Origin of the sequence: Pseudomonas sp. MS19 (assembly GCF_013277615.1) — a bacterium.
GTDB lineage: Bacteria > Pseudomonadota > Gammaproteobacteria > Pseudomonadales > Pseudomonadaceae > Aquipseudomonas > Aquipseudomonas marincola.
Genome location: NZ_VBTO01000008.1, coordinates 65,333 through 85,169, shown reverse-complemented (window position 1 = coordinate 85,169; position 19,837 = coordinate 65,333). Strand labels below are relative to the sequence as shown.

The 19,837-nt window shown below is 58.5% G+C and carries 20 protein-coding genes; 10 read left to right on the top strand and 10 right to left on the bottom strand.

From position 1 onward, the window contains the following. Positions 1–83: 83 nt before the first annotated feature. Entirely contained in the window at positions 84–509 is a 426-nt protein-coding gene (locus tag FEZ62_RS07595) for a VOC family protein (RefSeq protein WP_172927313.1), read from the bottom strand. A 111-nt stretch (positions 510–620) separates the two neighbouring features. Between FEZ62_RS07595 and FEZ62_RS07590 the strand changes: the two genes are divergently transcribed. Next, a complete protein-coding gene (locus tag FEZ62_RS07590; RefSeq protein WP_172927312.1) occupies positions 621–1,490 on the top strand; it encodes a LysR family transcriptional regulator in 870 nt (289 codons plus the stop codon). 37 nt (positions 1,491–1,527) lie between these two features. Here the strand turns inward: FEZ62_RS07590 and FEZ62_RS07585 are convergent, their stop codons facing one another. From FEZ62_RS07585 to zur, 6 genes are all read right to left on the bottom strand, one after another. Further along, positions 1,528–2,307, bottom strand: a complete 780-nt coding sequence (locus tag FEZ62_RS07585) for a MetQ/NlpA family ABC transporter substrate-binding protein (protein ID WP_090512587.1) — start codon at positions 2,305–2,307, stop codon at positions 1,528–1,530. Between the two features lie 97 nt (positions 2,308–2,404). Further along, positions 2,405–3,070 carry a methionine ABC transporter permease gene (locus FEZ62_RS07580; protein WP_069900920.1) on the bottom strand — a complete coding sequence of 222 codons (666 nt, stop codon included), beginning with the start codon at positions 3,068–3,070 and terminating at the stop codon, positions 2,405–2,407. Continuing rightward, positions 3,070–4,077, bottom strand: coding sequence for an ATP-binding cassette domain-containing protein (locus tag FEZ62_RS07575; protein WP_172927311.1), 1,008 nt, complete (start codon positions 4,075–4,077; stop codon positions 3,070–3,072). Before FEZ62_RS07575 ends, FEZ62_RS07580 begins: the two co-directional genes overlap by 1 nt. A 227-nt stretch (positions 4,078–4,304) precedes the next feature. Next, the gene (znuB, locus tag FEZ62_RS07570; RefSeq protein WP_069900916.1) at positions 4,305–5,096 is read right to left on the bottom strand and encodes a zinc ABC transporter permease subunit ZnuB; all 792 of its coding nucleotides are present in this window, start codon (positions 5,094–5,096) and stop codon (positions 4,305–4,307) included. Beyond that, complete coding sequence (gene znuC / locus FEZ62_RS07565; protein WP_090512590.1) at positions 5,089–5,862, bottom strand: zinc ABC transporter ATP-binding protein ZnuC; 774 nt, start codon at positions 5,860–5,862, stop codon at positions 5,089–5,091. Before znuC ends, znuB begins: the two co-directional genes overlap by 8 nt. Then, the gene (gene zur / locus FEZ62_RS07560) at positions 5,859–6,344 is read right to left on the bottom strand and encodes a zinc uptake transcriptional repressor Zur (RefSeq protein ID WP_069900912.1); all 486 of its coding nucleotides are present in this window, start codon (positions 6,342–6,344) and stop codon (positions 5,859–5,861) included. Before zur ends, znuC begins: the two co-directional genes overlap by 4 nt. A 75-nt stretch (positions 6,345–6,419) precedes the next feature. Between zur and znuA the strand changes: the two genes are divergently transcribed. Beyond that, a complete protein-coding gene (gene znuA, locus FEZ62_RS07555) occupies positions 6,420–7,394 on the top strand; it encodes a zinc ABC transporter substrate-binding protein ZnuA (RefSeq protein WP_345940438.1) in 975 nt (324 codons plus the stop codon). Between the two features lie 66 nt (positions 7,395–7,460). Here znuA and FEZ62_RS07550 read toward each other — a convergent pair whose 3' ends face one another. Together FEZ62_RS07550 and FEZ62_RS07545 are read right to left on the bottom strand one after the other, a co-directional pair. Beyond that, entirely contained in the window at positions 7,461–8,411 is a 951-nt protein-coding gene (locus tag FEZ62_RS07550; RefSeq protein WP_069900910.1) for a homoserine kinase, read from the bottom strand. Positions 8,412–8,423: 12 nt separating this feature from the next. Beyond that, positions 8,424–8,708, bottom strand: coding sequence for a DUF2782 domain-containing protein (locus FEZ62_RS07545; protein WP_150548000.1), 285 nt, complete (start codon positions 8,706–8,708; stop codon positions 8,424–8,426). Between the two features lie 201 nt (positions 8,709–8,909). Here FEZ62_RS07545 and polA point away from each other — a divergent pair, with 201 nt between their 5' ends. Continuing rightward, positions 8,910–11,762, top strand: a complete 2,853-nt coding sequence (gene polA, locus FEZ62_RS07540; protein ID WP_172927310.1) for a DNA polymerase I — start codon at positions 8,910–8,912, stop codon at positions 11,760–11,762. Positions 11,763–12,982: 1,220 nt separating this feature from the next. Here polA and yihA read toward each other — a convergent pair. Further along, positions 12,983–13,618, bottom strand: a complete 636-nt coding sequence (gene yihA / locus FEZ62_RS07535; protein ID WP_069900904.1) for a ribosome biogenesis GTP-binding protein YihA/YsxC — start codon at positions 13,616–13,618, stop codon at positions 12,983–12,985. 255 nt (positions 13,619–13,873) lie between these two features. On the opposite strand from yihA, the gene FEZ62_RS07530 reads away from it, so the two are divergent. From FEZ62_RS07530 to FEZ62_RS07500, 7 genes are all read left to right on the top strand, one after another. After that, positions 13,874–14,164, top strand: a complete 291-nt coding sequence (locus tag FEZ62_RS07530; RefSeq protein ID WP_069900902.1) for a c-type cytochrome — start codon at positions 13,874–13,876, stop codon at positions 14,162–14,164. A 46-nt stretch (positions 14,165–14,210) separates the two neighbouring features. Continuing rightward, on the top strand, positions 14,211–14,816 hold the full coding sequence (locus FEZ62_RS07525; RefSeq protein ID WP_090512597.1) for a c-type cytochrome: 606 nt from the start codon (positions 14,211–14,213) through the stop codon (positions 14,814–14,816). Positions 14,817–14,970: 154 nt separating this feature from the next. Next, complete coding sequence (locus FEZ62_RS07520; RefSeq protein ID WP_090512600.1) at positions 14,971–15,600, top strand: thiol:disulfide interchange protein DsbA/DsbL; 630 nt, start codon at positions 14,971–14,973, stop codon at positions 15,598–15,600. Between the two features lie 28 nt (positions 15,601–15,628). Next, on the top strand, positions 15,629–16,510 hold the full coding sequence (locus FEZ62_RS07515; RefSeq protein WP_069900896.1) for an endonuclease/exonuclease/phosphatase family protein: 882 nt from the start codon (positions 15,629–15,631) through the stop codon (positions 16,508–16,510). Beyond that, entirely contained in the window at positions 16,507–18,366 is a 1,860-nt protein-coding gene (locus FEZ62_RS07510) for a GGDEF domain-containing protein (RefSeq protein WP_172927309.1), read from the top strand. The genes FEZ62_RS07515 and FEZ62_RS07510 overlap by 4 nt, the downstream gene beginning before the upstream one ends. A gap of 101 nt (positions 18,367–18,467) precedes the next feature. Continuing rightward, complete coding sequence (locus FEZ62_RS07505; protein WP_069900892.1) at positions 18,468–19,061, top strand: MarC family protein; 594 nt, start codon at positions 18,468–18,470, stop codon at positions 19,059–19,061. After that, entirely contained in the window at positions 19,058–19,834 is a 777-nt protein-coding gene (locus FEZ62_RS07500; RefSeq protein ID WP_090512609.1) for an N-acetylmuramoyl-L-alanine amidase, read from the top strand. Before FEZ62_RS07505 ends, FEZ62_RS07500 begins: the two co-directional genes overlap by 4 nt. The last annotated feature ends 3 nt before the right edge of the window (positions 19,835–19,837 follow it).

The following is a 19,837-nucleotide window of genomic DNA, read 5'->3' as shown; positions in this document are numbered from 1 at the left end:
TTGCGATTTATGGTCGGACGTTTGATGGCCCGGCGTGGGTTGTGTTGCGGGGCGTAAATCGTCCGGTTAAACCTAAACCTTCCTTATTTGGCAAACATCTGCGAGATGTCTTTGAATGCCTTGAATTCGAGGGCGTTCCCGCATGGGTCAAACAAGAACATTGTGGCCTGCTCGCCCACCTGTCCTTTGAATCGTACATACGGTTCGATCACGAATCGGGTCTTCAATGACTGCAGGCGCTCAGCCAACGCTTCCCAATCGTCCCACGCCAGCACCACGCCGAAGTGCGGCACCGGCACATCGTGGCCGTCTACAGCGTTGCTGTGGGCTTCGGCTTGATGAGGCATTTGTGGCGCCTGGTGAATTACCAATTGGTGGCCGAAGAAATCAAAGTCGACCCAATGATCACTGCTGCGGCCTTCGTCGCAACCAAATACCTGGCCGTAAAAGTGCCGTGCGGCGGCGAGGTCGTGGACGGGAATAGCCAAATGGAAAGGCGCGAGTGCCATTGTTTGAATCCTCGGATGATCAGCGGTTAACTGATTCTATTAGCTATAAAATTGATTAAAAGCGAATATTCTTGCTGCCAAGCACAAATAAAATTGATCAATGAGAGTGCCATGCTGCGCGAGCTGAAAACCTTTGTGATGGTCGTCCGTCATGGCACATTTGCGGCCGCCGGGCGCCATGTCGGGCTTACTCAGTCGGCTGTCAGTGCGCAAATGCGCACGCTGGAGCAAACCCTCGGTGTGCGCTTGTTTGATCGCAGCGGGCGTACCGCGCAGCTCAATGCTGCGGGTCGGCATGCACTGCCATTGGCTGAGCAAATGCTTGCGCTGGCGGCGCAAATGGCCCTCCCCGGCTCGCTGGCCGAATGGCAGGGTGAACTGAAGATCGGAGCTATCGCGACCGTGCAAACCAGTTGGCTGCCCGAGGCGCTGCCGCGCTTCAAGGCGTTGGCGCCCAAGGTTGAGCTGCAACTGGTGCCCGGCGTTTCTTTGCAGTTGCTGAGCCAGATAGACGCCGGTGAGCTGGATCTGGCACTGATGATCAAACCACCCTTCGCGCTGCCCAAGGAGCTTGAGGTCATCAGCCTGGCGCATGAGCGCTTTGTGTTGATCGCTCCGCAGGATGTCGCGGGCGATGATCCATTGCAGTTACTCGCCCGCGAGCCTTTTGTGCGTTACGACCGGCACTCGTTTGGTGGCCGGCTGGTGAGCGATTTCTTGCGCGAGCAGCGAATTGAAGTACAGGAGGCGCTGGAGCTGGATGAGCTGGAAGCTATTGTGCGTATGGTTGAATGCGGGCTTGGCGTTTCGCTTATTCCCTATGCCGGGCTCTGGCTGCAACGCCCCACGCAACTGCGGGTTATCGAGTTGGGCGCTTTGGGTTTTCAGCGCGAACTGGTCGCCGTCATGCGTCGCGCCCAGCGTCAGCCTGCTGTGGAGTGCTTGCTTGGTTGCTTAACGGGCAAAACAAAGCCCGCATGAAGCGGGCTTGTCGGGTAAAGCAATTAGCGCTGAATAATCAGAACGCCGGAACCACTGCGCCCTGATACTTCTCAAGGATGAAAGCCTTGGTTTCAGGGCTGGTCAACGCTTTGGCCAGCTTCTGCATGGCGGCGCTGTCTTTGTTGTCCGGGCGGGCAACCAGCACGTTGACGTATGGCGACTCGCTGCCTTCGATTACCAGTGCGTCCTTGGTCGGGTTTAGCTTGGCTTCGAGTGCGTAGTTGGTGTTGATCAGGGCCAGATCAACTTGAGTCAGAACGCGCGCCAGAGTGGCGGCTTCCAGTTCACGCACTTTGATCTTCTTCGGGTTCTCGACGATGTCTTTCGGGGTCGCAGTGATGTTGCTGCTGTCCTTGAGCTTGATCACGCCGGCTTTTTGCAGCAGCAGCAGCGCGCGGCCACCGTTGGTTGCATCGTTCGGAATCACCACGTTGGCGCCTTGCGGCAGGTCAGCGAGGTCTTTGATGGTGCTGGAGTAAGCGCCGAAGGGTTCTACGTGAACGCCAACAACGCTGACCAGATCAGCGCCACGGCTCTTGTTGAACTCGTCGAGGTACGGCTGGTGCTGGAAGAAGTTGGCGTCGATGCGCTTCTCGGCAACCTGAATGTTCGGTTGTACGTAGTCGGTGAAAACCTTCACTTGCAGGTCGACGCCTTCTTTGGCCAGTGTCGGCTTAACGAATTCGAGGATTTCGGCGTGCGGCACAGCGGTGGCTGCAACGGTCAGGGTTTCGGCTTGTGCGGCAACAGCGGTGAAGGCCGCAGCGGCAGCAAAAGCGGTCAGCAGTTTTTTCATGTTCAACTCCTTGTGGGATGGGTTGGCGGGTGGCGCTGGCCAGCTGTTTAGCCTGGATCAGCGCCACCACTGCGGCTGTTGGCCGCTTGTTAGAATTTCATTTACGCGAGAAGTGGATCACCAGCTTGTCGCCGACGGTTTGCAGCACCTGCACCAGAATCAGCAGCAGCACCACGGTGACGATCATTACGTCCGGCTGATAGCGCTGATAACCGTAGCGCACAGCCAGGTCGCCCAAACCGCCGCCGCCAATCAGGCCGGACATTGCGGTGTACGAAACCAGGGTGATGGCGGTAACGGTGATGGCGGCAAAAATCCCTGGCAGCGCTTCCGGCAGCAAGGCATTGATTACAATCTGGCGCGTGGTTGCGCCCATCGCCTGCGTGGCTTCGATGATGCCGCGATCAACTTCACGCAGCGCAGTTTCAACCAAGCGTGCGAAAAATGGCGTGGCGCCCACTACCAGCGGTGGAATCGCGCCGGCAACGCCCAGCGAGGTGCCGGTGACCATCACGGTGAGCGGGATCATCAAGATCAGCAGGATCACGAATGGCACCGAGCGCAACACGTTAACCAGCAGCGAAAGGAAGCCGTAAAAGGCTTTCTGTTCGAACATCTGCCGTGGGCTGGTGAGGAACAGCAGCACGCCCAGTGGCAAGCCGAGCACGATGGTAAACAGCAGCGAACCGCCGAGCATGCTCAGCGTGTCGAGGGTGGCCTGCCAGATTTCCAGCCAGTCGACGTTAGGGAACAGACTGGTCATTAGCGCAGTACCTCCAGGTGAACATCTGCCGCTTTGAAGCGTTCCAGCGCGGCCGCCAGATCACCGCCGGTAAGGGCCAGTGTCAGTTGGCCGTACGGGGTGTCTTTGATGCGATCAATGCGCCCCGCGAGAATGCTGTAGTCCACGCCGGTTTCGCGGGCAACGGTGCCCAGCAGCGGCGCATACGTGGCCTCGCCCTGGAATGTCAGGCGCAGAATGCAGCCCTGAACATGGGCAAAATCATCGCGCTGCTCGTTCTCGTCAATCTGCTCCGACTCCTGCACAAAGCGCTTGGTGGTCGGGTGCTGCGGGTGCAGGAACACATCGGCAACCGCGCCCTGCTCGACCACAAAGCCGGCGTCCATCACCGCCACGCGGTCACACACACGGCGGATAACATCCATCTCGTGGGTAATCAGCACGATAGTCAGGTTCAGTTCGCGGTTGATCTCGGCCAGCAACTGCAAGACCGACGCTGTGGTCTGCGGATCAAGGGCGCTGGTCGCTTCGTCGCAGAGCAGGATTTTCGGGCGGGTAGCTAGCGCACGGGCGATGCCGACACGCTGCTTCTGGCCGCCGGAGAGCTGCGCCGGATACTTATCGGCGTGTTCGGTAAGGCCAACGCGATCCAACAGTTCGCTGACGCGCTGGGCAATCTGGCTGCCCGACATTTCGCCGGCCAGTTGCAGGGGCATGGCGACGTTATTGGCGACGGTTTTCGACGACAGCAGGTTGAAGTGCTGGAAGATCATGCCGACTTGCTGGCGGAAACGCCGCAAACCGTTGGCGTCGAGTGCGGTGACATCTTCACCGTCGATATCGATACGTCCGCCAGACGGCTCTTCAAGGCGGTTAATCAGGCGCATGAGGGTACTTTTCCCCGCGCCGGAATGGCCGATGATGCCGAACACCTGGCCGCGATCAATGTGCAGATCCGTTGGCTGTAACGCCGGAATCTCTTCGCCATTGACGCGATAGGCCTTATGAACCTGTTGAAAATTGATCACGCTTAAAACCTTTTGGGTTTGTCGAGCTGCCGGATAGGCACAAAAGTCGCTTAGTTTAACCGGCGCTGGTTAGGTCGCAAAAATCTTTGTAGACCTATGGTTATAGCTGGATTGCATTAAAAATATGGCTGACTGGCGCAGATTACTGCCTGCGATGATCAGCATAGACCTCAGATCACGCTGCCTGCAGCAGATTGCCCCGGCGTGTGGCCTTTAGCCGTGTTGGTTTAACGGCCATTGCGCCGGGGCAACGCGAAGCTGAGCAAGAACAACCCGGCGGCGCACACCACAATGGATGGCCCGGCCGGTGTGTCTTTGAACCACGACAGGCTGAGCCCGCCGCACACCGCGACAATCCCCAGCAGGCTGGCGCCAAAGGCCATTTGCTCGGGCGTTCTGGCGTGACGCTGGGCCGCGGCAGCCGGGATGATCAGCAGCGAGGTGATCAGCAATACGCCGACAATTTTCATTGCCACGGCAATCACCACGGCAATCAGCAGCATCAGGCTCAGGCGAATAGCCGCGACGGGCAGGCCTTCAACCTTGGCCAGTTCCTCGTGCACGGTGATGGCCAGCAATGGCCGCCACAAGATTGCCAGCAGGATCAGCACAATCGCACTGCCGCCGAGTATCCAGGCGAGGTCGGTGGGGCCGACGGCGAGCAGGTCGCCAAACAGGTAGGCCATCAAGTCTATGCGCACATCGCGCATGAAGCTCAGCACCACCAGACCCAGCGACAAGGTGCTGTGCGCGAGAATTCCCAGCAACGTGTCGGAGGCCAGCGGCTGCCGGCTTTGCAGGGTGACCAGCAAGGCGGCCAGCAACAGGCAGCCAACGGTAACGGCGAAGGTCGGGCTCACGTCCAGCATCAGGCCCAGCGCCACGCCGAGCAACGCGGCGTGTGAGAGCGTGTCGCCGAAATAGGCCATGCGCCGCCACACCACGAACGAGCCCAGTGGGCCGGCAACTACTGCAAGCGCGAGACCTGCGAGCAAGGCGTTAACAAGAAAATCAGCCATGCTTGCAATCCGGCCCGTGTACATGAGGTGAGTTGGTGACTACTGCGCCATGCAGATCATGGGCGTGGTCGTGATGGTGGTGATAAATCGCCAGGCTGCGGGCATCCTGACCAAACAGTTCGACGAACGCCGGATCACCGCTGACCTGCGCCGGGTGGCCGGAGCAGCAGACGTGGCGATTGAGGCAGACCACCTGATCGGTGGTACTCATGACCAGATGCAGATCGTGGGACACCATGAGCACGCCGCAATTGTGGCGGTCGCGCAGTTTGGTAATCAGCCGGTAAAGCTCGGCCTGACCGGCAACATCAACGCCTTGTACCGGCTCGTCGAGCACCAGTAATTCGGGTTTGCGCAGCAGGGCGCGGGCCAGCAGCACGCGCTGCAACTCGCCGCCCGAAACTGTCTGCAGCGGGCTCTCCAGCACGTGTTCGGCGCCCACTTCACTGAGTGCGGCCAGCGCACTGGCGCGATCGACTCCTGGCACCAAGCGCAGGAACCGCAGCACGTTGAGCGGCAGTGTGGCGTCTACGTGCAGCTTTTGTGGCATGTAGCCCACGCGCAATTTGGGCTTGCGCCACACCTCGCCACTGTCGGCCTTGAGCAAGCCCAATACCGCGCGCACCAAGGTGGTTTTACCGGCGCCGTTGGGGCCGATAAGCGTGACGATTTCGCCGCGCTTAACGCTCAGCTGAACATTTTGCAGCACCGGTTGGTCGGCAAAGTTGACGGTAATGCCGTCCAGGCGAATCAGTGCCTCGCTCATGCCGACTCCTGGCAGCCAGCACACAGGCCAACCACTTCGACGGTCTGGCTCTCGACGGTGAAGCCGACGGTCTGGGCGCACTGGATAATCGCGTCGCTGATGGCGGCCTGCTCAAGTTCGATGGCGGCGTGGCACGTCCGGCAGATCAGGAACTGGCCCTGATGCGCAAGCTCCGGCTGGTTGCAGCCGACAAAGGCGTTGAGCGAGGCAATGCGGTGCACGAGGCCGTTTTCAAGAAGAAAATCCAGCGCCCGGTAAACTGTCGGCGGCGCGGCGCGGCGGCCGTCTTCTTCGCTCAGCACCGCGAGAATGTCGTAAGCGCCCAACGGCTTGTGGCTCTGCCAGACCAGTTCAAGCACGCGCTTGCGCAGCGTGGTCAGGCGCAAGCCCTGACGCGCACAAATGCTTTCTGCTTCTGCCAGCGCGTGGCTGACGCAGTGCGAGTGGTCGTGAGGCCTTGAGGCGAGCGGTGTCTGAGTCATGAGCGGCGACGTTTTGCAAAAGAGACGTTATGATATTACATCTTCTCTTCAATTTGGGTGTTTCCTGTGCTGCGTATTATTGCCGCTGGCGCGTTATCTCTGGCGACTCTACTGGGCAGTGCGCAGGCACGCGCCGATGTGCAGTTGCTGACCAGTATCAAACCTCTCCAGTTAATTGCTGCCGCGGTGCAGGACGGCGTCGGCACGCCTGACGTTTTGCTGCCGCCCGGCGCTACGCCGCATCAGTACGCGTTGCGGCCCTCGGATATTCGCCGGGTCGGCAATGCCGATCTGTTTTATTGGGTCGGCCCTGAGCTTGAAACCTTCCTGCCGCGCGTACTGGCAGATCGCAAATTACCCAGCGTTGCGGTGAAAGACTTGCCGGGTATGCAGTTGCGCTATTTTGGCGAAGGTGAAGAGGCGGCGCATGCGCACGAAGACGAACATGCTCACGCGCATGAGGATGAGCACGAACACGAACACGAACACGAACACGAACACGAGCATCACGACCATGATCATCGTCCCGGCAGTCTGGATGCTCATCTGTGGTTATTACCGGCCAACGCTGAGGTGATTGCTGCGCGCATGGCGGCTGATCTGACGGCGCTGGACCCGGCCAATGGCGATAAATATGCCGCCAATCTGCAGGCCTTCAAGGCTTCGGTCGAAGCGTTGGATGTGACCCTGCGCGGCCAGATCGAGCCGATCAAGCACGCGCCCTACTTCGTGTTCCATGAAGGCTACGACTATTTCGAGGCTGCATACGGGATTAAGCATGCCGGCGTGTTCAGCGCGTTGAGCGAAGTTCAGCCGGGCGCACGACACGTCGCCGCCATGCGCAAGCAACTTGAGCAGGCGGGACCGACCTGCGTTTTCACCGAGCCGCCGTTGCGCCCTCGCCTTGCCGACACCCTGACTGAAGGTTTGCCGGTCAAGGTGATGGAACTGGACCCGATGGGTAACGGTTTGGCAGTTAATGCGCAGGGCTATACGACCTTGCTCGCCAATCTGGGCAAGAATCTCAGCGGTTGCCTTGGCGGCTTATGAGTGCAGCGCCCGATCAGTGCTGCCACGGCTTGCGCAGCACTGATCGAGCAGCTTCAGGCGTGCTGTTTAAAGCGCCATCGGCAGCGGCAAGTGCACTTGCTGGCGTTGCTCCAGACGGTGCAAGAACTCAGCTGGGTCGTGAATCAGCACTTCCTGTCCGGCATGCGACTCGGCGGCAATGAAGCGTGACAGCCAGAAACGCAGGCAGGCAACGCGCAGCATCGCTGGCCACAACTCGGCTTCGCGGGGGGTGAACGAGCGCTGCGCTGCATAAGCCGCCAGCAATGCGCGGGCACGCGGCGCATTGAGTTGGCCGTCGGCGTCGGAGCACCAGTCGTTCAGGGTGATCGCCAAGTCATACAGCATCGGCCCCGAGCAGGCGTTGTAGAAGTCGATAACGCCGGTCAGGTGATTGCCGTCGAACAGCACATTGTCGCGGAACAGATCGGCGTGCAAGTTGGCGCGCGGCAGATCAAGAATGCTCGGTTTCAGCTCGGCGATCTCAGCCAGTGCGGCCTGTACCATCGGCTGTTGGCTGTCGGGCAGGTTCAACGCCAGCCCCGGCCCTTCGAGCAGCATCCAGTCGAGACCGCGGTCACTCTTGCGCTCAATAATCGCGTCACGGGTTGCCAGGTGAATGCGTGCGAGCAGCGCACCCACTTCCTGACAGTGATGCGCATTGGCGTCGCGCACATGCTTGCCGCTCAAGCGCGGCTGCAGCAGCGCAGGCTTTTCGCAGAGGCGCCGCAAGGCATCGCCACTTTCGGTGCGCAATGCATACGGCACCGGCAGGCCTGCGTTATGCAGCACATCGAGCAGCTCGATAAAGAACGGCAAGTCATCACTTGGGCCGCGCTCGATCAGGGTCAGGACAAACTCGCCCTGCTCCATGCTGATAAAGAAGTTGCTGTTCTCACTGCCAGCGGCAATGCCCTGGAAGTCGCGCAGCTGCCCCAGCCGATAAGGTTCAAGGAACGTCTCAAGCTCGGGGCGTTGCACAGGGGTAAAAACCGACATGTCAGGCGTGCCTTACCATTCGAAAATTTTCCATGCCGGGATCAGCATGTCCGGGTCATCTGAACGGACGAAATTGCCGTCGCTGCCGTCAGAACGCACGAGGAAATAGGGTGGGCCGTTCTTCGGGGTGATTTTGATCGCATAGAGAAAACCGTTTACCCGATATTCGGAAACGGTACGGTCACCTTCCTGGCGAATGGTGACATCCGGCTCGCCCGACACCGGTTCTTCGGCGTGAGCTGTGAGTGCGGCAGTGGCGAGTAAACCAGCAAGCAAAAGGCGATTTATTGTGCGCATGGTAACCTTGCTCTTTTGTCGTCAACGATAAGGCTATTCTAACAGGCTATTGGCAAACTACTGAGGGCCAGACGCGCTTAATGCGCAGGTACATGAGGGCAAATTCATGACCTGTAGCAATTTAGCGGGTGATTGTCCGCTTCAGTTGTCTGCCGCGCCCTGCTGGTGAATCTGCCTCCGTCGCAAAGGTTGAATCTGCTCATGAGCCAAACCCCTCTCGTACTGGTCGACGGTTCCTCGTACCTGTACCGCGCCTTCCATGCCCTGCCCCCGATGACCACCTCGAAAGGTGTGCCTACGGGCGCGGTCAAGGGCGTGTTGAACATGCTCAAAAGTTTGCGCAAGCAATACCCGGACAGCCCCTTTGCGGTGATTTTCGACGCCAAGGGCGGCACCTTCCGTGATGAGATGTTCGCCGAATACAAAGCCAATCGCCCGTCCATGCCGGATGATCTGCGCGTGCAGGTCGAGCCGTTGCATGCCAGCGTCAAGGCGCTGGGCTTTCCGCTGTTGTGCGTTGAAGGCGTCGAGGCCGATGACGTTATCGGTACCCTCGCCCGCAAAGCCGCTGCCGAAGGCCGTGATGTGGTGATCTCTACCGGCGACAAGGACATGGCGCAGCTGGTGTGCGAGCACGTAACGCTGGTCAACACCATGACCGGCAGCGTGTATGACATTGCCGGGGTTATCGAGAAGTTTGGCGTCGGCCCGGAATTGATCATCGATTACCTGGCGCTGATGGGCGACAAGGTCGACAACATTCCGGGTGTGCCCGGCGTCGGTGAAAAAACCGCACTGGGTTTGTTGGTGGGTGTTGGCGGCGGCCTCGATGTGATCTACGCCAATCTCGACAAGGTTCCGAGTTTGCCAATTCGCGGCGCCAAGACCCTGCCCGCCAAGCTCGAAGAACACCGCGACATGGCGTATTTGTCTTACAAGCTGGCGACGATCAAGCTCGATGTTGAGCTGAGTGTCGAAATAGACGATCTGCATCCCGGTGAAGAAGACTTGCCGGCACTGGCCGAGCTTTACGCCACGCTGGAGTTCAAGAGCTGGCTGGATGCCGTGCAGCGCAAGAACAAAGCACCGGCAGCCAAGGCAGCACCTGCAGACTCGGTCGTGGACCTGTTCTCCGATGCGCCCGCCACTGCACCGCTGACAGGTGTTGCTTATGAGCAGTCTGCGCCGGCTGAGGCCGTTGCTGCAGACGCCGATGTAGCCGCTGATGCCGCGCCTGCGGGCGACTATCAGATTATTCTTGAGCAGGCCGACTTCGACCGTTGGCTGGAAAAGCTTAATAAAGCCGACCTGTTCGCGTTCGATACCGAAACCACCAGCGTCGATGCTCAGCAGGCGCAGCTGGTGGGCCTGTCGTTTGCGGTTAAAGCCGGTGAAGCGGCTTACATTCCGGTGGCGCACTCGTACATGGGCGTGCCGACTCAACTCGACCGCGACGCAGTGCTCAAGGCCCTCAAGCCGATTCTTGAAGACCCGAAAAAAGCCAAGGTCGGCCAGAACGCCAAATATGACATCAACATTCTGGCCAACGCCTCAACGCCGATCAGCGTGCAAGGCGTGGCATTCGACACCATGCTTGAATCCTATGTGCTCGACTCCACCGCGACCCGTCACGACATGGACAGCCTGGCGCTGAAATACCTCGGCCACAGCAATATCCGTTTCGAAGACATCGCCGGCAAAGGCGCTAAACAGCTGACATTTGATCAGATCTCCCTCGAACAAGCCGGCCCGTATGCCGCGGAAGATGCCGACGTAACCTTGCGCCTGCACAACACGCTGTGGCAAAAGCTTGAGGCTGTGCCGAGCGTGGCCAAGGTGTTGCAGGAAATCGAAATTCCGCTGGTGCCGGTGCTCGCGCGTATCGAGCGTCAGGGCGCCTATGTCGATGCCAAGCTGCTCGGCGAACAGAGTCAGGAGTTGGGCGAGAAGCTGGTGGCGCTTGAGCGTGAGGCATTCGCGATTGCCGGCGAGGAGTTCAATCTGGCCTCACCCAAGCAATTGGGGGTGATTCTGTACGAAAAGCTGGGTTATCCCATTATCAGCAAGACCGCCAAGGGCCAGGCTTCCACGGCCGAAGCGGTACTTGCCGAGCTGGCTGAGCAGGATTACGAACTGCCGAAAGTGCTGATGCAATACCGCAGCCTGAGCAAGCTGAAAAGCACCTACACCGACCGTTTGCCGGAGCAGATCAACCCGCGTACAGGGCGCATCCACACCAGCTACCATCAGGCTGTGGCGGCGACCGGGCGCTTGTCGTCATCTGACCCGAACCTGCAGAACATTCCGATTCGCAGTGCCGAAGGCCGGCGTATTCGTCAGGCTTTCGTCGCGCCCAAGGGCTACAAGCTATTGGCGGCCGACTATTCGCAAATCGAGCTGCGAATCATGGCCCATCTCGCGCAGGACGCGGGCCTGCTCGACGCCTTCCGCCACGACCTCGACGTGCACCGCGCAACGGCGGCCGAGGTATTCGGGGTTGAGCTTGATCAGGTCAGCACGGATCAGCGCCGCAGCGCCAAGGCGATCAACTTCGGCCTGATTTACGGCATGAGTGCGTTTGGCCTGGCGAAACAGATCGGCGTGGACCGTAAACAGTCGCAAGCCTATATCGACCGTTATTTCGCGCGTTATCCGGGTGTGTTGGCCTACATGGAGCGCACGCGTGAGCAGGCGGGTGAGCAAGGTTATGTCGAAACCCTGTTTGGCCGTCGCCTGTACCTGCCGGAAATCAACGCCAAGAACGGCGCTCTGCGCAAAGGCGCCGAGCGCACCGCGATCAATGCGCCGATGCAGGGCACGGCGGCAGATATCATCAAGCGGGCAATGATTGCTGTGGATAACTGGCTCGTCGAGTCCGGGCTTGATGCGCGGGTTATCCTGCAGGTTCACGATGAATTGGTGCTTGAGGTATGCGAAGACCTAGTCGAACAGGTCACCGAGCAGATCAAGCAGAAAATGGCGGCTGCCGCTGAGCTGGATGTGCCTTTATTGGTCGAGGTTGGCGTGGGCAACAACTGGGACGAGGCGCACTGATACGCCCTAGATAGAGCGGTCGGAAGATTTTATTCGACCGCTTGTGCAACATAAGCCATTGAATTATTAAGGTTATTTATTTAATCGCAAAACGTTTTGAAAAAACCCTGAACTTTGTCTGAACACGCACAGTCAGAGATTGTGAACGGCCTATAAAGCCCTTCATTGCTCCTTTGTTGTGTTAAGTGTTGGCAGACATCTGGACCCCGCCCTAGCGGTTCAGACCTTAAACCCCGGGCCTCTCCCTCCCCATACGAGTCTCGGGGTTTTTTTTGCCTGAAGAAAAGTTCAGGCAGGTCAAACAACGATCCCGTCGCCATCGACGGGAACAGGCTGGCGGAGGATGGTTAACCCGCAGGGTAAACCGTCATAACAATTGAACATTCAACGCAAAAGCCGCGCCTGTCGGGAGGCCGCCATGACGGAAGCCGCGATGCGGATTCCATCCTCCACCAACAGTTCGATCACGCACGGAGGATGGTTAACCCGCGGGGTAAACCGTCATAACGATTAAACATTCGACGCAAAAGCTGCGCCTGTCGGAAGGCCGCCATGACGGAAGCCGCGGTGCGGATTCCATCCTCCATCGAACAGCCCGATCACGCACGGAGGATGGTTAACCCGCAGGGTAAACCGTCATAACGATTGAACATTCGACGCAAAATCTCGCCTGTCGAGAGACCGTCATGACGGAAGCCGCGATGCGGATTCCATCCTCCGCCAGCAGTCCGATCACGCACGGAGGATGGTTAACCCGCAGGGTAAACCGTCATAGCGATCGAACATTCAACGCAAAAGCCGCGCCTGTCGAATGACCGCCATGACGGAAGCCGCGATGCGGATTCCATCCTCCACCAACAGTCCGGTCACGCACGGAGGATGGTTAAGCCGCAGGGTAAACCGTCATAGCGATTGAACATTCAACGCAAAGGCCGCGCCAGTCGAGAGGCCGTCATGACGGAAGCCGCGTTGCGGATTCCATCCTCCATCAAGCCGTCCGGTCACGCACGGAGGATGGTTAGCCCGAAGGGTAAACCGTCATGACGATCGAACATTCAATGCAAAGCCGCGCCTGTCGGGAGGCCGCCATGACGGAAGCCGCGATGCGGATTCCATCCTCCACCAGCAGTCCGGTCACGCACGGAGGATGGTTAACCCGCGGGGTAAACCGTCATTGAGGTCTGGCGGATTGCCCTTGTTGGGGATATCCACCTTGCGGCTTATTGCGCCTCGTCAGGCGGGGTCAGCTGCAGCCAGTCGGCCAATACCGCGTGCGCTTCTTCGATGCCCATGCGCTTTGGCGCCGAGAACAACTGGATGCTCACGTGATCACCCCAGCGCTGGCGGATTTCCTGCTGCACTTTGAGCAATGTGTTCTTGGCCGCACCAAAGGTCAGTTTGTCCGCTTTGGTTAGCAAAATATGCATCGGCATGTCGCTGGCCTGGGTCCAATCCAGCATCAACTGGTCGAACTCGGTCAGTGGATGACGAATGTCCATCATCAATACCAATCCACGCAGGCTCTCACGGCTGCCCAAATACGCTTCAAGGTGTTTCTGCCAGTGCAGTTTCAGCGGAATCGGTACCTTGGCATAGCCATAGCCCGGCAAATCGACCAGGCGGCGTTCTTCGTCCAGGCGGAAAAAGTTGAGCAGCTGAGTGCGGCCGGGGGTTTTCGAGGTACGCGCGAGGTTGGCGTGAGTCAGTGTATTGAGTGCGCTGGACTTGCCGGCATTGGAGCGCCCGGCAAAGGCCACTTCATGGCCAGTATCGTCAGGGCATTGATCAACCTTGGCGGCACTGATCAAGAAGCTCGATTGCTGGCACAGGCCGATGATGGGGTTTTTAGCTTGCATAGGACATCCGGTGAGGGCGGGCTTAACTACAGCTCAGCTTATACTGACTGCGGTGCGGCACTTGCGACAATTGCGCGCATCCTGCCCTCTGCTGGTTAGCACGGCAAGCGGCGTCGTTTAAGTTTCAGTGTCGTCAGTATATAATGCCGGCGATTTTGTGTGCGCTTTGTCCTGATTCAGGTAAGTGTCCACGGGAACGACTAACATCTTCTGCGCGTAGAACGCAGGCCGTTCCCCCCAGATGAGGTAGATCATGTGAAGAAGTTGCTGTTAGGTGCTGGTGCGCTGTTGTTATCTTTGAACCTGCAGGCTGCGCAAGATCCTGAGGCGGTTTATGCCAAGGCTTGTTCTGCATGTCATAGTGGTAACTTACCTACCGCGCCAAAACGAGGCGACAAGGCTGCCTGGGAACCGCGTCTGGCCAAGGGTACTGATGTACTGGTGCAGAGCGTTACCAATGGTCTTAATGCCATGCCGCCCGGCGGCTTGTGCATGGACTGCACGGCCGAGGATTACCAAGCTGTCATCAAGTTGATGAGCGAGTAAACCCGGTCCATAACTTATTTTCTCTTAGCCGTAGTTGGATTAGCTGATGAACAAAATACTCGTGAGTCTGCTGTTGACCCTGGGGATCACCGGCCTGGCCCATGCCGCTGGCGACGCCACTGCTGGTCAGAGCAAAGCTGCTGTGTGTGGCGCCTGTCATGGTCCTGATGGCAACAGTGCTGCACCGAACTTCCCTAAACTGGCCGGTCAGGGTGAGCGTTATCTGCAAAAGCAGATCCACGACATCAAGGAAGGTCGCCGTACCGTTCTGGAAATGACCGGTATTCTCGACAACATGTCCGAGCAGGATATTGCCGACATCGCGGCGTATTTCGCCAGCCAGAAAATGAGCGTTGGCGCAGCTGACCCGGCACTGGTCAAGCGCGGTGAAGAACTGTTCCGTGGCGGTAAGCTAGAAGACGGCATGCCTGCATGCACCGGTTGCCACTCGCCGAATGGCGCAGGTATTGCGGCTGCAGGCTTCCCGCACTTGGGCGGCCAGCACGCGACTTACATTGCCAAGCAGCTGACTGACTTCCGCGAAGGCAACCGCACCAACGACGGCGACGCTAAAATCATGCGTATGATTGCTGCCAAGCTGAGCAACAAAGACATCGCTGCCGTTTCGAGCTACGTGCAGGGTCTGCACTGATCGCGTAACCGCTGGTAATGATGTGATCGAGAAAGGGTGGCAGTGGCCACCCTTTTTTGTTGAGTTCGTCGCTACAATAGCTTGAACCTGAGCCCAGGCAGCGGGTCGAAAATATTCTGCCGCTGGGCGATGCTTATTTGCTAAGGAGTACTGCATGCGTAAATTGATTCTGGGTGCTGCACTGGTTGCCGCCAGCGTTTTTGGCATGGCTGTTCAGGCCGAGCCGATTGAGGCAGGCAAGCAATATGTTGAGCTGGCCAATCCGGTGCCAGTTTCCCAACCGGGCAAAATCGAAGTCGTCGAGTTGTTCTGGTATGGCTGCCCGCACTGCTATCAGTTCGAGTCGACTATCAACCCGTGGGTCAAGCAGCTGCCGGATGACGTGAACTTCGTCCGTATTCCAGCCATGTTTGGCGGCTTGTGGAACGTGCATGGCCAGCTGTTCGTAACGCTGGAGAGCATGAAGGTTGAAGATCAGGTGCACGGCGCCGTGTTCGCAGCCATCCACAAAGAAGGCAAGAAGCTGGCGACACCGGAAGAAATGGCTGAATTTCTCGCCACTCTGGGCGTCGACAAAGACACCTTCCTGAAAACTTACAACTCGTTTGGCGTGAAGAGCCAGATCGAGAAAGACAAGAAGCTGGCGATGGCTTACCAGATCAGCGGCGTACCGACATTGATCGTCAATGGCAAGTATCGCTTTGATATCACCAGCGCTGGTGGCCCGACCCAGGCACTGGATGTTGCTGATCAACTGATCGCCAAGGAACGCGCCGCCAAATAAGCCGCGATCCTAGGCGCGGAGCTCGCGCATGCTGCGTCGCTGGACATCAAGCCGTAAGGTTGGCCTGTGTACTCCACAGGTCAACTCTGAGTGTCCAGCGAGTAGCCACTTGCCGGAAAATGGCCGGTTGCGCCTGCTCAGCTTCAACGTTCAGGTGGGTATCAGCACCGAGCGTTATCACCATTACCTGACTCGCAGTTGGCAGCATTTGCTGCCGCATGCCGGGCGCGCAGGCAATCTGCAGCGCATTGGCGAGATGCTGTCCGATTACGATCTGGTGGCCTTGCAGGAAGTTGATGGCGGCAGTGTCCGCAGCGGCAATATCAATCAGGTTGAGCACCTGGCTCGTCTGGGCGCATTTCCCTTCTGGTATCAGCAACTTAACCGTAATCTCGGGCGCTTTGCCCAGCATAGTAACGGTGTGCTCAGCCGTGTCCGTCCGGCCCTGCTGGAAGACCATCCGTTGCCCGGTCCGCCCGGCCGTGGCGCGTTATTGCTGCGTTTGGGCGAGGGCGCGGACGCAATTGCAGTCGTGATGATGCATTTGTCGCTTGGATCACGCGCCCGTAACCGCCAGTTGGCGTATATTCGCGAGCTGATTGGCGGCTACAAACACCAGATCCTGATGGGTGACATGAATACCCACGCCACAGATCTGCTGCAGAACTCACCGCTGCGAGACTTGCAATTGCTGGCCCCACAGGTCGCGGCAACGTTCCCCAGCTGGCGTCCGCAACGCTGTCTCGATCATATATTATTGAGCTCGGAACTGGCGTTGGAGCGGGTTGAGGTGTTGGCCCTGCCGATTTCGGATCACCTGCCAGTGGCCATGGAAATTCGTTTGCCCCAAGCGTTGAGTAGCGGCCAGTTAATGGCGTTCGATACGCCTTCAACCGGAAGTATTGAATGAGCGACAACGCCGATCGCTGGAAAGAAAAATATCTGGCCGGTCTAGAACAACAAGAAGCAATTGACGCCCGTTGGCAAGCAAGACTCGATCTCATGCGCAGAGGTCTGGTGCGCAGCAGCCTGGCTGCTGAAGGCGCCGATGCGGCTGTGGATCAGTGCATGCACTCGCTGCGCGAAGTACTGCGCCAGGACGACATCGATAAAGGCCTTTCAGGCCTGATCCCTCGGCTTGAGAAAGCTGTGCTGGACTCGGAAAAAAATCGCCACCTGAATATCGAGAAAATCGACTCGGCGTTGCTGCGCCTGGCCAGTCAATTGCTCGAACTTGAATTGCCGCGCGATTTGCGAAAGTCACTCAAGGACTTCTCCCGGCGGCTGGAAAAGCGCCAAGGGCATTCGAGTGAATTGCCCGGGCTGCTTGCCGAGCTGAGTCATTTGCAGAACCAGACGCTGGCAGCGCAGGCCAGCAGCGCCAATGAGCCAGCGCGGCAGCCGCTGCTGGCGCGTTTATTTGGTGGCCGTCAGCTTGCGCCGCTGGTCAGCCCGCCAGACAGCGCGCCGGCGGCTCAAGCCGACGCCACTGCAGAGCCTGTCGCCGGCAGCGCAGAAAGTGTTCAGGCCGAGATCGCCGCCGTGCCAGCAAACGGCGCGCTCGACAGTTTGCCCATGCCTGCCGACAGCCTGCTGGTTGCGCCCACTGCGCTGCCGGCTGCTGAGTCGTCAGACGACGAAGCAAGCCCGGAACAAGCCGAAACCGCCGATGCCCAACCGTCGACACCTGAGCCCGAGCCCGAGCAGGTCTACAGCCTGATCGCCAATCATGTTGAGCACACGCTGCTCAAATTGCTGACTGATCTGCCCCTGCCGGAGCAGCATCAGCAGCAGGCCGAAATGATGCGTGAGCGCATTCTGGTCGGGCTCAACATGTATGAACTGGTGCCGATCCTTGAGGATCTGGCCGTGCTCATGCTGGCCATTGCTGATGTTAGTCAGCACGAATTCGAAGGCTATCTCAAGCAGCTCAACGAGCGCCTCGAAAGTTTTCAGGGCAGCCTGCAAGAGGCGCAGGAAGGCCATGATGACGCCTCCAACGCTGCGCGCGACCTGGATACTGAGCTGCGCGAGCAAGTCAGCGGGCTTAATACCAGCGTGCAAGAGGCGACCGACCTGCGCTCCCTCAAGGAAGTGGTCGACTCACGCCTCAATGGCTTGCTGGGCACCTTGAGTGAACATCAGCAGAAACGTGAAGACCGTGACCGTGGCATTGCCGAGCACTTGCGCACACTGGTCGAGCGCGTCGCCAAGATGGAGCAGGAGGCCCTCGGCTTTCAGGAACATATCGAGAAGCAGCGCCAGCGTTCGTTGCTCGATACGCTTACCGGGATTCCCAACCGTGCCGCCTGGAACGAGCGCCTTGAGCTTGAGGTTGCCCGCTGGCAGCGCTACGGCGGCGAATTGCTGCTGGCGGTGATTGATATCGATCTGTTCAAGCGCATCAACGATGATTACGGCCATCTGGCCGGTGATCGGGTGCTGAAAATTATCGCCAAGATACTCAACAAGCGGCTGCGCCAGACCGATTTCATGGCCCGTTATGGCGGCGAAGAGTTTGTCGTGCTGATGCCTGCTACATCGCTCGACAGCGGCATTCGTCTGGTCAATCTGCTGCGCACCTCGGTCGAAGCCTGTCCGTTCCACTTTAAAGGTGAGCGCGTGACCATCACGCTGTCGGCCGGTATCAGTGCGTTCAGTCCTGGCGATCAGGCCGATCAGGTTTTTGAGCGGGCCGATCAGGCGTTGTACCGGGCGAAAAGAGCAGGGCGCAACCGCGTGGTCAAGGCCGATTCGCGCGCCTGATTCGTACGTTTCCACCTGCCAATCAGGAACTTGCAGCGCTTCGCCAACAGACGCGAGGCGCGAACCCCTCTAGACTATGCGCATAGTCTGGAGAGTGGTGCATGGAAATACTGAGTATCGCGGTGCTGATTTTTTTGGTTACCGACCCCTTTGGCAATATCGCCATCTTTATTGCTGCCCTGAAAAACGTCGAACCCAAACGCCGGCTTAAAGTTGCCGCTCGTGAGTTGCTGTTCGCGTTGGCCTTGTTGCTGTTATTTCTTACCTTTGGTGACAAAGTTCTCAGTGGCTTGGGCCTGTCGCGTGAAGCAACAGCAATTGCCGGCGGTATCATCCTGTTCGTGATTGCCATGCGCCTGATTTTTCCGAGCCCGCAAGGTGTGCTTGGCGATGTTCCGGATGGCGAGCCGATGCTGGTGCCGCTGGCGACTCCGGCGGTGGCTGGTCCCTCTGCATTGGCAGTGTTGATGACCCTGCGCAATACTCATCAGGGCGAGTTGTGGGAGCTTTACCTGGCGCTGATTCTGGCGTGGGCAGCGACTGCTTTCATATTGTTGCAGGCATCGCTCCTGCAGCGTTTCTTGGGTCCTCGCGGGTTAACAGCAGTTGAACGGCTGATGGGCATGTTGTTGATCATGCTCAGCGTCGATATGTTGCTCGATAACCTGCAAAGTGTGTTGCACATAACGCCATGAGATTTTTTGTTTTTGCTTTATTTTTCGCAGTGCTGGCCGGTTGCAGCAGCGGGCCGAGTATCGACACCAGCTACACGGCAACCGGGCAGGGCAGTCGCGTGCAATACATCGTGCTGCATTACACCGCAGCGGATCTGCCGCGCTCATTGCAACTGCTGACCCAGACCGATGTAAGCGCCAATTACCTGATTGGCGACAGCCCGGCGACCATCTACCGGCTGGTCGATGAAAATCGCCGCGCCTGGCATGTCGGGGTCAGTGAGTGGCAGGGCCGCACCTGGCTGAATAGCACCACGATTGGTATCGAATTGGTCAATCAGGGTTACCGCGACACGCCGAATGGCCGTCAGTGGGTGCCGTTTAACGAGGAGCAGATCGACACCCTGATCGTGCTGCTCAAAGACATCATGCAGCGTCACAATCTCAAGCCTGGCAGCATTATCGGCCACAGCGATGCAGCGCCGCAGCGCAAGGTTGATCCGGGCCCGCTGTTCCCCTGGAAGCGTTTAGCCGATGCCGGGTTGGTGCCTTGGCCAGACGCCAACCGGGTGCTGCTGACTCAACGCCAAATGGCCGGACAAGTACCCAGCGCCAGCTGGTTTCAGCAGCAGTTGAAGCGCCAGGGTTACACCGTGGAGCAGACTGGCGAGCTGGATAAGGCCACACGCAACGTGATTGCCGCCTTCCAGATGAAATACCGTCAGGCCCGCTATGATGGCGAGCCAGACACCGAAACCGCGGCAATTTTGCTGGTGCTTAACAGCATGCGCTGAGCG